This window comes from Pseudomonas sp. 2835, from assembly GCF_050435905.1.
Classification (GTDB): Bacteria; Pseudomonadota; Gammaproteobacteria; order Pseudomonadales; family Pseudomonadaceae; genus Aquipseudomonas.
This window is the reverse complement of record NZ_JBNDLE010000002.1, coordinates 149,976-162,436: the sequence shown is the minus strand read 5'-3', so window position 1 is coordinate 162,436 and position 12,461 is coordinate 149,976. Positions and strand designations below refer to the sequence as shown.

10 protein-coding genes, 1 pseudogene and 1 riboswitch are annotated in these 12,461 nt (G+C 62.8%); of the genes and pseudogenes, 6 read left to right on the top strand and 5 right to left on the bottom strand.

Annotated features, from left to right (window positions below):
* Window positions 1–59 precede the first annotated feature (59 nt).
* From ABIE20_RS02735 to ABIE20_RS02720, 4 genes are all read right to left on the bottom strand, one after another.
* Entirely contained in the window at window positions 60–1,424 is a 1,365-nt protein-coding gene (locus ABIE20_RS02735; protein WP_429503007.1) for a DUF1329 domain-containing protein, read from the bottom strand.
* Window positions 1,425–1,451: 27 nt separating this feature from the next.
* A complete protein-coding gene (locus ABIE20_RS02730; protein WP_429502592.1) occupies window positions 1,452–3,350 on the bottom strand; it encodes a DUF1302 domain-containing protein in 1,899 nt (632 codons plus the stop codon).
* A gap of 332 nt (window positions 3,351–3,682) precedes the next feature.
* A complete protein-coding gene (locus ABIE20_RS02725) occupies window positions 3,683–5,365 on the bottom strand; it encodes a fatty acid--CoA ligase (RefSeq protein ID WP_429502590.1) in 1,683 nt (560 codons plus the stop codon).
* A 129-nt stretch (window positions 5,366–5,494) separates the two neighbouring features.
* On the bottom strand, window positions 5,495–6,124 hold the full coding sequence (locus ABIE20_RS02720; protein ID WP_429502588.1) for a LysE family translocator: 630 nt from the start codon (window positions 6,122–6,124) through the stop codon (window positions 5,495–5,497).
* A 146-nt stretch (window positions 6,125–6,270) separates the two neighbouring features.
* On the opposite strand from ABIE20_RS02720, the gene ABIE20_RS02715 reads away from it, so the two are divergent.
* The 5 genes from ABIE20_RS02715 (at window position 6,271) to ABIE20_RS02695 (ending at window position 10,097) form a co-directional block, all read left to right on the top strand.
* The gene (locus tag ABIE20_RS02715) at window positions 6,271–6,849 is read left to right on the top strand and encodes an NAD(P)H-dependent oxidoreductase (protein WP_429502586.1); all 579 of its coding nucleotides are present in this window, start codon (window positions 6,271–6,273) and stop codon (window positions 6,847–6,849) included.
* A gap of 11 nt (window positions 6,850–6,860) precedes the next feature.
* Entirely contained in the window at window positions 6,861–7,229 is a 369-nt protein-coding gene (locus ABIE20_RS02710; RefSeq protein ID WP_429502584.1) for a MerR family transcriptional regulator, read from the top strand.
* 20 nt (window positions 7,230–7,249) lie between these two features.
* The gene (locus ABIE20_RS02705; protein ID WP_429502582.1) at window positions 7,250–8,212 is read left to right on the top strand and encodes a 2-hydroxyacid dehydrogenase; all 963 of its coding nucleotides are present in this window, start codon (window positions 7,250–7,252) and stop codon (window positions 8,210–8,212) included.
* Window positions 8,213–8,263: 51 nt separating this feature from the next.
* Window positions 8,264–9,262: a methyltransferase gene (locus ABIE20_RS02700; RefSeq protein ID WP_429502580.1), complete on the top strand. Its 999-nt coding sequence runs from the start codon at window positions 8,264–8,266 to the stop codon at window positions 9,260–9,262.
* 38 nt (window positions 9,263–9,300) lie between these two features.
* Window positions 9,301–9,422, top strand: a riboswitch (yybP-ykoY riboswitch).
* 87 nt (window positions 9,423–9,509) lie between these two features.
* Window positions 9,510–10,097, top strand: a complete 588-nt coding sequence (locus ABIE20_RS02695; protein ID WP_010225776.1) for a TMEM165/GDT1 family protein — start codon at window positions 9,510–9,512, stop codon at window positions 10,095–10,097.
* Window positions 10,098–10,192: 95 nt separating this feature from the next.
* Here ABIE20_RS02695 and ABIE20_RS02690 read toward each other — a convergent pair whose 3' ends face one another.
* The gene (locus ABIE20_RS02690) at window positions 10,193–11,008 is read right to left on the bottom strand and encodes a M48 family metallopeptidase (RefSeq protein WP_429502578.1); all 816 of its coding nucleotides are present in this window, start codon (window positions 11,006–11,008) and stop codon (window positions 10,193–10,195) included.
* Between the two features lie 155 nt (window positions 11,009–11,163).
* Here ABIE20_RS02690 and ABIE20_RS02685 point away from each other — a divergent pair.
* Window positions 11,164–12,450, top strand: a pseudogene (locus ABIE20_RS02685) (HAMP domain-containing protein); the annotation flags it as partial.
* Window positions 12,451–12,461 lie beyond the last annotated feature (11 nt).

The window sequence follows — 12,461 nt, the reverse complement described above, 5'->3', positions numbered from 1 at the left end:
AAAACAGAAACGCCCCGGCAAGCCGGGGCGTTCTGGGAGATCACACGGAGGTTTGAAACTTAGCGCACGCCTTCCTGGCGAAGCGCTGCAGGCTGGAAGTCAGCCTTGGAGGCAGTGAAGCCGAAATCGTAGGCTCGCTTTTCCTCGTTCTTCATGCCCAGGGCCAGGTAGCGACCCGACTGCAGGTCGTAGATGGCTTCCAGGGTGTACCACGGCACCTGGACGTTGTAGTAGTCCTGGGAGTGGGCCTCGGACACGCGCCACAGCTGGTTGCGACCGTCGTACTGGTCGATCACCGCCGCTTGCCAGGTGTCTTCGTCGATGTAGAAGTCACGCTTGGCGTAGATATGGCGCTGGCCTGGTTTCAGGGTTGCGACCACATGCCATACCCGGCGCAGCTCGTAACGGGCGAGGTCCTGGTTGATATGCCCGGCCTTGATGATGTCGGCGTACTTGAGCTTCGGATCGTCGAGCTTGTAGCTGTTGGAGGCGATAAACAGCTCTTTCTTGCCTTCCAGCTTCCAGTCGTAACGGTCCGGTGCGCCGTTGTACATGTCCAGGTTGTCGGAGGTGCGCAGGCCGTCGGCAGCGGTGCCCGGGCCGTCATAGGACACCTGTGGCGCTGCCCGTACCCGACGCTGGCCGGCGTTGTAGACCCAGGCTTTACGCGGCTCTTTGACCTGGTCGAGGGTTTCGTGCACCAGCAGTACGGTACCGGCCAGGCGCGCAGGCGCTGTCACCTTCTGCTTGAAGTAGAACAGCACGTTGCCCGGGTTGGCTGGATCGTAGTCTTTCATCCGGTCACGGAAGACGAACTGGTCCTGGAAGTACACCAGGCTGAACGAGCCGTTCTGTTGCGGCGTGGCCTGGGTTACCAGGCGGGTCACGCTGCCGCCACGGTAGCGGGTGATGTGGTTCCAGATCACTTCCACGCCGCTTTTCGGAATCGGGAACGGCACGGCGGTATCGAAGTTTTCCAGACCGTTGCCGCCGCCGACCAGGTTGGTGCTGGTGGCGTTTTTCTTGATCGCCGCGAACACCGGGTCCGGCACGGTAGCGCCCCGGTGGGTCGGGTACACCGGCATCTTGAAGGTGTCCGGGTAGCGCTTGAACATGGCGACCTGGCCTGGGGACAGTTTGTCCTTGTACTGGTCGACGTTCTGCGCGGTGATGGTGAACTTCGGTTGCTCGTTGCCGTACGGGTCGGAGAGGAAGCCCTTGGCATCGACGTTACCGGCACCTTTGGACAGCGGCTTCCAGGCCGTGATCGAGCCGTCGGCGTTACCGGCCTTTTCCGCACCCATCGGCGTCAGGCTGGCGCCCAGCTTGGCCGCCTCGTCGGCGGAAACCGCCGCCATGACACTGGTCGCCAACAGGGACAGGCCCAGTACACCGGCTTGCAGCAGAGTCTTGGTTGTTTTCATCTTCATGGTCGTCCTGAATCCGAATTCTTAGAAGTTCACGCCGAAGCTGAGGGCGATGAAATCGCGGTCATCCACGGTGGTGTACTTGCCGTCGAAGAAGTTGGTGTACGACAGGCTGGTGGTGTAGGTGTTCTGGTACTCGGCGTCCAGGCCCAGGCTGATCGCCTTGCGCCCTTCCTCGAAGTTGCTGCCAGGGCCTGGCGAATAGCCCGACACGTCATGGGACCAGGCAATGCTCGGCTTGAGGTTGACCCCGGCGAACACGTCGTTGTAGTCCCAGATCGCCCGGGCGCGGTAGCCCCAGGAGGTGCTGGTGGTGTAACCGTCGTTCTCGCAATTGCGGCTGCGGTTGGCGTCCGAAGCACCCGGGCCTGCGCCATTGATGGTGCCGGTGTTGATGATCGCCGAGCAGGTGTCGAGGTTGCCGGCGCCTGGGGTTGCCGGCAGCGGGCCTGGGCCGTAGACCGGGTCACGGCCGTAACGCACATCGTGGGCGTTTTCCAGGCCGCCGACATGGGTCACGCCGACTTCACCCACCACGGTCAGGCGGCTGGCACCCATGACCTGGTCGAAGAAGTGCGTCAGGGTGGTCTGGAACTGGGTGATTTCCTTGCGACGGTAGCCGTTCAGGTCCTGGCCCGGCACACCGTTGAGCAGCGAGGCGTTGGCCAGGGTGCCGCCAATCGGACGCACGCCGGCATAGAGGATATCGGTGGTGTTGAGCTGCACCGGGGCGTTTGGCCGGTAGCTGATTTCACCGCTCCATGCCGTGCCGGTAGGCAGGGTGGTGGAGAAACTCAAGCCGTACAGGCGGATGTCTTCCGGGTACTCGACGAAGTAGCTGGAGTTGCCGGCGACGATCAGCGGCGCCAGTGGACGCAGTGCTGCAGGCAGCCCGGCCAGGCCGGCATAGACGCGCGGATCGGCACCGTGGGCGCTGAAGATCGGCGCACGGCTGTGGTAGTTCATGAAGTAGGCACCGAATTCGGTACCCAGCGGGTCGTACATGTAACGGAAGGCCACACCGAACTGGCCGCTGTCACGCGCATCGCGGTCAGGGCCACGGGCAACCCTCACACCTTCGCCGTTGACGTCCACACCCTGGCTTGCGAGGAAGCCGCGGGCGGCCGCTGGCAAGGCGTTGGCACTGTTGAGTACGCGCAGGTTATCGGTACAGCCGTCGGCAATGATGTCCGGCTGGGAGAAGAAGGTGCCGCAGTTGTCGACGACGGTCTGGTCCCATTCGAGCTGGTAGAAGGCTTCGGCCGAGAGGTTGTCGGTCAGGCTCTGGGAAACATAGAACATGTTGACCGGAATCAGGCCTTCCTTGATTTCGGCACCCGGGCGGCGGAAGGCCGCCACGTCGATCGGGTTGATCGAGTTGATACCGTTACCGATGAAGGTACTTTCACCCCAGCTGACCACCTGCTTGCCCAGGCGCACCGAGCCTGGCTGATCGGCGATCGAGTAGTTGTGGTAGACGAAGGCGTCGAGGATCTGCCCGCCGGACGACTTGGCGCCCTCTTTGCGGTTGGAGTCGCTGATGTCCTTGAACTCGCGATGCTCATCCTTGAGTTCGAAGTCGTACCAGTACTTGCCACGGACGAATACCCCGGTATCGCCGTACTTGAGCTCCAGGTCATGGATGCCCTTGAAGATCTTCGAGAAGGTCTCACCGCGCTTGAAGTTCAGGTGTCCGTCATCGGAGGTTTGCGACAGGCCCTTGCCGCCGTTGTTGACGCCGATCAGGTTCTTGTTCGGGCTGGCTGTCGACCAGCTCGCCCCCACCGACAGCGACGAGTCGAACGAGCCTTCGATTTCACCGATGTTGAAACTGACGCCGAATGCAGGACCGGCGAGCGTAGAAGCGAGGCTGACGGCCAGGGGCAGTTTCGCCCGGCGCCAGAACAGATTTGCTGATGTCATCGACGCTACTCCATGTACTTTATTTTTATGGCAGTGAGTCCTTTGCAGAAACGCATCGGTCGAGCGGTGTGAGCGCACCTTTTGCTCGAGCGAGTGGCTGGGCACATGCATGTGCGATCCCCCGTTCCTGAAAATCCCCTGAACCGACTATAGCCAGCAGGTTGAACTGCTTGATCCCTCTAAAGTGTGATTTGCATCCCAACCCCTCTGGCGTGGTCTGCAGGACCGGCCACTACGCTGGCAGGGGAAGAATGGCTTAATTTTGTCATTTGACAAGGCGGCCATGCGTCTGGCGTGCGGGTCGCGCCGAATCTGGCGCGACCCGCCAGCTTTTACAGGGTCGAGAGAAAAGTGCTGTTACTGGCTTGCCACTGGCTGATATCCAGGCGGATGCGCTTCTTGTCGAGCTTGCCGACGCTGGTCTTGGGAATTTCAGTAACAAGGGCGATCTGGCTGGGGATCGCCCACTTGTTGATGTGCCCCAGTTCCACGAAGGGCTTGAGATGCTCCTTGAGGACCTTGGCGTCGATGCTCTGGCCGTCGTGGATCACCAGCAGGGCAAACGGCCGCTCGCCCCACTGCGGATCGGCGACACCGACCACCGCCACTTCGCGGATCGCCGGGTGGCGGCTGATCAGGTCTTCGAGCTCCAGCGACGAGATCCACTCACCGCCGGTCTTGATCACGTCCTTGATGCGGTCGCGGATATCGATCACACCCATGCTGTCGAGGGTGGCGACGTCACCGGTGTGCAGCCAGCCGCCCTGCCAGAGCTCGGCGCCCTTCTCGGGCTCGCGGAAGTAACCCATGGTCAGCCAGGGTGCGCGCAGCACCAGCTCGCCCTGGGTCTCGCCATCGGCCGGGAGGAAGTTGCCCTCACCATCGACAATCGCGGTTTCCACCAGCGGCACCGGTACGCCGGCCTTGATCCGGTAGGTGATGCATTCGTCTTCGCTGCCAGCCAGCAGCTCGTCGTTGAGGTGGGCGCAGGACACCAGCGGGCAGGTCTCGGACATGCCGTAGGCGGCGGTCAGCTGGATCCCGTGAGCCTTGGCCGCCTCATACAGCGCGCGGTTCAGGGCGCTGCCGCCGATGATGATTTTCCAGCCGCCAAAGTCCTGTTGCTGGGCGCCCTTGGCGTTGAGCAGCATCTGCAGGATGGTCGGTACACAATGCGAGAAGGTGACCTTCTCGTTGCGCCACAATTCACAGAGCATCTCCGGCTCGTAGCGTCCGGGGTAGACCTGCTTGATGCCGAGCATGGTCGCCACGTAGGGAATGCCCCAGGCATGGACATGGAACATCGGGGTGATGGGCATGTATACATCATTGCTGCCAAGCAGGCGCACGCTGTCGATACTGCCGGTGACCGTCGCGGCCGCCAGGGTGTGCAGCACCAGTTGCCGGTGGGTGAAATACACCCCCTTGGGGTTACCGGTGGTACCGGTGGTGTAGAACGTGGTGGCAACCGAGTTCTCGTCGAAATCAGGGAAGTCATAGACCGGGCTGGCCGCCGCCAGCAAATGCTCGTACTCACCGACCAGGTTGGGCAGGTCGGCAGTTTTTTGCTCGCCATCGGTCAGCAGCAGGGTTTTCTCCACCGTGGTCAGTTGCCCGGCAATGGCCTGGTAGAGGCCAACGAAGTCGCTGTTGACCAGCACAAAGCGGTCATCGGCGTGGTTCATGGTGTAGAGGATCTGCTCCGGCGACAGGCGCACGTTGATGGTGTGCACCACCGCGCCAATCATCGGAATGGCGAACATGCATTCGAGGTAGCGATGGCTGTCCCAGTCCATCACCGCCACGGTGTCACCGGCCTTGACTCCCGCCTCGGTGAGCACATTGGCCAGCCGCGCAATGCGCTCGTTCAGAGTCAGGTAGCTGTAGCGCAACTGATCGCGGTAGACGATCTCGCGGGTTTTCTCGTAACGGCTGCCGGACAGCAGCAGGCGCTTGATCAACAGCGGAAACTGATAAGCGTCCTCGGCGGGAGGAATGACGCGAGTCTGCAACATAGGAGTCCCTTTTCTAGAATGCACAGGCTGGGCAAGACATGCCTTACTCTAGAACGCCACAGCAGCGGCCAAATCAGCCAAAGGAATGATTTGACCGGCGCAGGGACTAGTGGCTTTTAACCATCAATGTCAGTGCATTTCGGTGAAGGCGATCTTCACCCCCAGGGCAATCAGTACCGCGCCCATGGTGCGGTCGAACCAATGGCCCATGCGCGCGAAAGCGGCGCGCACCCGCTGCTGGCTGAACAGCATGGCCACCAGGCAGAACCACAGGCCGGTGGCCACGGCCAGGTACAGCCCGTAACCGGCCTGGATCGCCAGCGGCGTGTGCGGGTTGATGACCACAGTGAACAGCGAGAGGAAGAACAGCGTCGCCTTGGGGTTCAGGCCGTTGGTCATGAAGCCTGCGACGAAAGCTGCACGCGGTGTGCGCTCAACCGTCGAAGCCTGCACATTGTCGCTGCCGGGCGTGGCCGGGCGAGCACGCAGGGCCTTGAAGCCGATGTACAGCAAGTAGGCGGCTGCCAGCCATTTCAGCGCGTTGAACAGCATGATCGACTGTGAAACGATCAGGCCGATGCCCAGCAGCGAATAGCCCACATGCAGGAAAATCGCAGTGCCGACGCCGAAGGCCGTCCAGGTACCGGCGCGCCGGCCGTGGGTAACACTCTCGCGCACCACCACGGCGAAGTCCGGGCCGGGGCTGGCCACTGCCAATAGGTGAATCAACGCGACAGTCAGAAATTCGGCCCAGTACATTGGGGCTCCTTGAGGCAAAGAAGGCAATCGGGGGCGCTACATTACGCTTTCGTCCTTTCGGGCAACAGTCTATGGCAAAGCGGGCTTGACTCTCCTCCTAGGGGCAAGCGTTAGCCTCAGCGCTTTTACCCCTGGACCTGCCTTCGATGAGCAAACGAATTCTGGTGATACTCGGCCACCCTTCGCGTAACAGTTTCTGCGCCGCAGTGAGCGACAGCTACATCAGCAGTGCCCGCGACAAAGGCCATGAGGTGAGCCTGCTGGAGCTCGGCACTCTGGCCTTCGACCCGATCCTGCGCGAGGGTTATCAACAGGTACAACCCCTGGAGCCCGACTTGCTGCACGCCCAGCAACTGATCAGTTGGGCCGAACACCTGGTGTTCGTCTTCCCGGTCTGGTGGGGCGGGATCCCGGCGTTGCTCAAGGGCTTCTTCGACCGCATCCTGCTGCCCGGTTTTGCCTTCAAGTACCGCAACAACTCGCCCTTCCCCGAACAGTTGCTCAAGGGCCGCAGCGCCGACTTGCTGGTAAGCATGGACACCCCGCCCTGGTACTACCGCTGGGTCTACCGCATGCCGGCGCTGCAGCAGATGCGCCGCACTACCCTGGGCTTCTGTGGAATCAGGGCGCAAAAGACGTTAACGTTTGGCCCCATCATCAGCTCGAGCCAACGCCAACGCGACACCTGGCTGCAACAGGTGCGCAGGCTGGCTCACCGGCATTAACAGGACGTTCGATGTACATCGGCAAAGCCGCGCAGTTGTCCGGAGCGACCATCAAGAGCATTCGCCACTACGAGCGCATCGGCCTGCTGCCGGCGCCCAGGCGCCAGGGCAGTTATCGCCTGTATGACCAGCAGAGCGTCGCCCTGCTGAGCCTGATCAAGTGCGCGCAAAAGCTCGGCTTCAGCCTCAAGGAGATGCAGGCGCTGGTCGCTGAAGACCAGGCCGGCCTGCCAATCGAGCGGGTGCGCCAGGCGATTGCCGGCAAAAAAAACCAGTTGCAGATGCAGATCCAGGCGCTGCAGCAACAACACCAGGGCCTGCTCGAACTGGAAACCAGCCTCGAGCACAGCCATTACGATTGCTTCGCCTATACCGCTTGAGCCCTTACTGGAGCCGCCCCATGCCCACCTCCCGTCGCGCCGTATTTCTCGACCACAGCTCCCTGGACCTGGGTGACCTGGCGCTGGATCGCCTCAAGGCCTGTTTCGATGAGCTGCAACTCTATCCGGCAACAGCCCCGGAGCAGGTCGCCGAACGTTTGCAGGGCGCGACCGTGGCGATCAGTAACAAGGTCATGATCGACGCCGCCACCCTGGAGGCCTGCCCCGAATTGAAGCTGATTCTGGTGGCCGCCACCGGCACCAACAATGTCGACCTGCAGGCTGCCCGTGCCCAGGGCGTGGTGGCCAGCAACTGCCAGGGCTACGGCACGCCGTCGGTGGCGCAACACACCCTGGCCCTGCTGCTGGCCCTGGCCACGCGCCTGAGCGACTATCAAAAGGCCGTCGCTGACGGCCAGTGGGCCCAGGCCAAACAGTTCTGCCTGCTGGACTTCCCCATCGTCGAGCTTGAGGGCAAGACCCTCGGCCTGCTCGGCCATGGCGAGCTGGGTGGCGCCGTCGCGCGCCTGGCCGAAGCCTTCGGCATGCGTGTGCTGCTTGGCCAGTTGCCCGGTCGCCCGCCCCGCGAAGACCGAATTGCGCTGGATGAGCTGCTGCCACAGGTCGACGCCCTGACCCTGCATTGCCCGCTCAACGAACACACCCGTAACCTGATCGGCACTCGCCAACTGGCCCTGCTCAAGCCCGGCGCCTTTGTGATCAACACCGCCCGCGGCGGCCTGATTGACGAGCAGGCCCTGGCCGATGCCCTGCGCGCCGGCCACCTGGGCGGCGCGGCGACCGATGTGCTGAGTGTCGAGCCACCGGTCAACGGCAACCCGTTGCTGGCGCCAGACATCCCGCGGCTGATCGTCACCCCGCACAGCGCCTGGGGCGCGGTCGAGTCACGCCAGCGTATCGTCGAGCAGTTGAGCGAGAACGCCGAGGCGTTTTTCGCCGGCAGCCCGCGCCGCCAGGTCTAAGCCTGCCCAGGCTCTGGTAAACTGCGCCACTTTTTTCAGGAGTCGCCGTCCATGGACCCGCGCAGTGAAGTGTTGCTTCGTCAGGCCGAACTTTTCCAGGGCTCGCTGTTGCTGGCCGGCTTGCCGGCCGACGACCTGCTCGGCAAGTTGCCGGCGGCCCATGGCTGGAGCTGGCACGCCGGCGACCAAGCGGCGCTCGACGCACGTTTCACCGGGCGCAGCCACTTCGGTGTAGACGCACCGGCCAAGGCTTTCGAGGCCGCCGTGTTGTTTTTGCCCAAGTCCCGCGACCTGGCCAATTATCTGCTCAACGCCCTGGCCTCGCGGCTGGCCGGTCGCCAGCTGTACCTGGTCGGCGAGAAACGCGGCGGTATCGAAGGTGCGGCCAAACAGCTGCACGCCTTCGGCAAGCCACGCAAACTCGACAGCGCCCGCCATTGCCAGCTGTGGCAGGTCACGGTAGAGCACGCGCCCGAAGCCAAGCCCCTGGAAAGCCTGGCCGAGCAATTCCAGCTGGAACTGGCCGACGGCCCGCTACAGATCGTCAGCTTGCCCGGCGTATTCAGTCACGGTCGTCTGGATCGCGGCAGCGCCCTGCTGCTGGAAAACCTCGATCATCTGCCGGGCGGCCACGTGCTGGATTTTGGCTGTGGCGCAGGCGTTCTCGGGGCGGCAATCAAACGCCGCTACCCGCAAAACCGCATCACCCTGCTCGATGTCGATGCCTTTGCCGTGGCCAGCAGCCGCCTGACCCTGGCCGCCAATGGTCTGGAGGGTGAAGTGATCAGTGGCGACGGCATCGATGCCGCACCGCGCGAACTGGATGTGATCATCAGTAACCCGCCGTTCCACACAGGCGTTCACACCAACTACCAGGCCTCGGAAAACCTGCTGCGAAAATCGGCCGACCATCTGAAAAAAGGCGGAGAAATGCGCCTTGTTGCCAACAGCTTTCTGCGCTACCAGCCACTGATCGAAGAGGCTCTGGGCAACTGCCGGATCCGCGACGAGGGCCAAGGCTTTCGTATCTACCAGGCAACACGCGGTTAAAAAGAGCGCTTGCCGAAACGGATTTGCCTAGGCAGAATCCGCTCCGTCCTAGGGGAGTAGTCTCCCGCGAGCACCCAGCTCGCCCGGTACGCGTCAACATACTTGGTCCACAGACCATGGCGCGTGCGACCCACGGTCCGCACAGACGGACCCAGGGTTTGACAAGACCTATGACACGAACACCTTACCCGGGGCGGGAAGGCTGTACGTGTCATAGCCGTGTCGACCCGCCCCCGTAGGAATCCTGATGCTGGAATCATTGCTCGTCCCCACCGCGATCGTGGCCCTCGCCGAAATTGGCGACAAGACCCAATTGCTCGCGCTGATCCTTGCTGCGCGCTTTCGCAAACCCTGGCCGATCATCGCCGGTATCATCGCTGCAACCCTGGCCAACCATGCCGCCGCAGGTGCTGTCGGCGCCTGGGTCAGTACCTTCTTCTCCGCCGCTACCCTGCACTGGATTCTCGCCGCGAGCTTTGCTGCCACCGCACTGTGGACGCTGATCCCGGACAAGATGGACGATGACGAAGCCAGCACCGCACGGCGCTTCGGCCCGTTCCTGACCACCCTGATCGCGTTCTTCATCGCTGAAATCGGCGACAAGACCCAGGTCGCCACGGTGATGCTGGCGGCGCAGTATCCGCACCTGATCATGGTGATTATCGGTACCACCCTGGGCATGCTGATTGCCAACGTGCCGGTGGTATTGGCGGGTAATTTTGCTGCAGAGAAACTGCCGCTGACCCTGATCCGCCGCCTGGCGTCGGCTGCATTCTTCGTCCTGGCCGCGGTGGCGGTGTATTCGGCGATGCAGGTCAGTGGCTGGATAGGCTGATCACTGACCAGCCAGCTCTCACAGCCCTTTATACACAGGCCCCTGTGGGAGCCGGCCTTGCCGGCGATGGGCCGCAACGCGGCCCCGGTTACCCTTTACTTGCGGGCCTGCTCATACAACGGCATCACCTTCGGAATCGCCGCCTGCAACGAAGCCTTACGGCTGTCCGACGCCGGGTGAGTGCTCATGAACTCAGGCTGCGAGCCGCCCGAAGCCTGGGCCATCTTGTCCCACAGGCTGATCGCCGCATTCGGGTTGTAACCGGCACGGGCGGCCAGCTCCAGGCCGATCAGGTCGGCTTCGTTCTCGTTGGCGCGGCTGTTGGGCAGGGTCATGCTGTACTGCACCACAGTGTCGGCGATCGCCATGCTGTCCTGGCCCAGGCCCAGCAAGGCCCCGGCGCCCTGGCGAGCCATCTGCACACCATAGGCCTTGGACATCGCTTCACGACCATGCTCGCGCAGGGCGTGGGCGATTTCATGGCCCATCACCGCAGCGAGTTCGTCGTCAGTCAGCTTGAGCTTTTCGATCAGGCCGCTGTAGACGAAGATCTTGCCGCCAGGGCCGCAGTTGGCGTTGAGCTCGTCGCTCTTGATCAGGTTCACTTCCCAGTTCCACTGCGCCGAGTCCGGGCGGAACTGCGGGGCCTGGGCAATCAGGCGGTCAGCGATGAGCTGCACGCGCTTGGCATTGTTGCTGCTCTTGTCGAGCACACCCTTGCTCGATGCCTCGCCCAGGGTTTGCTGGTAGGACTGGGCATACATCTGGTTGACCTCATCGGTCGACAGCATGCTGAACATGTATTGCTTACGCTCGACACCCACGGCGCCGCCGCTGGTGGTGTTCACCGCCTGGCAGCCAGCGAGCAGGACGCTGGCGCTCAATGCACCGATTACAAATGATTTACGCATGAAAACACTCCCTTCGAACATGCCGCGTATCCTAGGCCGACTCGGTTGAGCCCGCCATATCCCTGATGAAGATTTCTCCAGACGGTGCTCATGCTTTCGCCCGGCCGGGCCGATAACGCAAGGCAGACGCCTTTCCTTGCGCTTGGAGCCCCCACATGAAGTTCCGGTCGATCCAGTTTTCCGTCGCCGCCCTGGCTGGTGCCATTGTCCTGAGCATTGTCGCCGCCCTGGTGCTGTACGCCGTGTACGCCGGCGAACGCACCCAGGAGTTGGTGCAAAGCCGCACCCAGCAGCAGTTCGAGGCGGTGATCGAGCAGCGCCTGACCGCCCTGGCGCGGACCCAGGTCAGTGAGATCCAGCGCGGCCTGGAAGCACCGCTGCTGATTGCCAAGGGCCTGGCCACCAGCAACGCCATGCTCGGCATGCAGGACGCTAGCGGCAATCCGCTGCTGAAGATCGAACGCCAGCAAATGATCGCCCTGCTCAAGCAGACGGCGCTGACCAACCCGCTGATCCTCGGCACCTACCTGGGCTGGGAAAGCAACGCCCTGGACCACGACGACACGCGCTTCGTCGGCACCTCGATCACCGGCATCGACAGCGCCAGCGGGCGCTTCCTGCCCTGGTGGTTCCGCAACGAAGACGGCAGCCTGGGCCTGGACAAGCTGGCCGACGTCAACGACCAGACCGTCCTCGCCACCGGCGTGCGCGCCAGTGAGTACTACCTGTGCCCACGGGAATCGAAGAAAGCCTGCGTGATCGACCCGGCACCTTACAAGGTAGGCGACAAAGTGGTGATGCTTGCCTCATTCGTCGAGCCGATCATGATCGACGGCACATTCCAGGGCATTGCCGGCGCCGACCTGTCGGTGAACTTCATCCAGGAGCTGCTCAATACCGCCGACCGCCAGCTCTACGACGGTGCCGGCGAACTGGCACTGGTGTCCGGCAACGGCCGCCTGGTGGCCTTTACCAAGGACCCGGGCAAATTCGGCGAAAAAGCCAGCGACGTCCTCGACGCCAATGCCGCCGCCACCCTGGCGCAACTGAGCGGCGAGAACCTGCACTACGAAGTCGACCAGGGCGCGGGTCGCATCGAGTTGTACCTGCCGTTCAAGATCGCCCATACCGACGCACGCTGGACCCTGCTGCTGGAACTGCCGATCAGCGCGGTGATGGCCGATGTGCAGAAGCTGCAAAGCGACCTCAGCGACCAACGCCGCACCGACATCACCGGCATGACCGTGGTCGGCCTGGGCATCGCCGCCCTTGGCCTGCTGGTGATCTGGCTGCTGGCCCACGGCATTGCCCGGCCACTGCGACAGATGGTGGCGATGCTCGATGATATCGCCCAGGGCGAAGGCGACCTGACCCGCCGCCTGAGCAGCGACCGCGCCGACGAACTGGGCTCGATCGCCAAAGGCTTCAACACTTTCCTGAGCAAGCTGCAGGC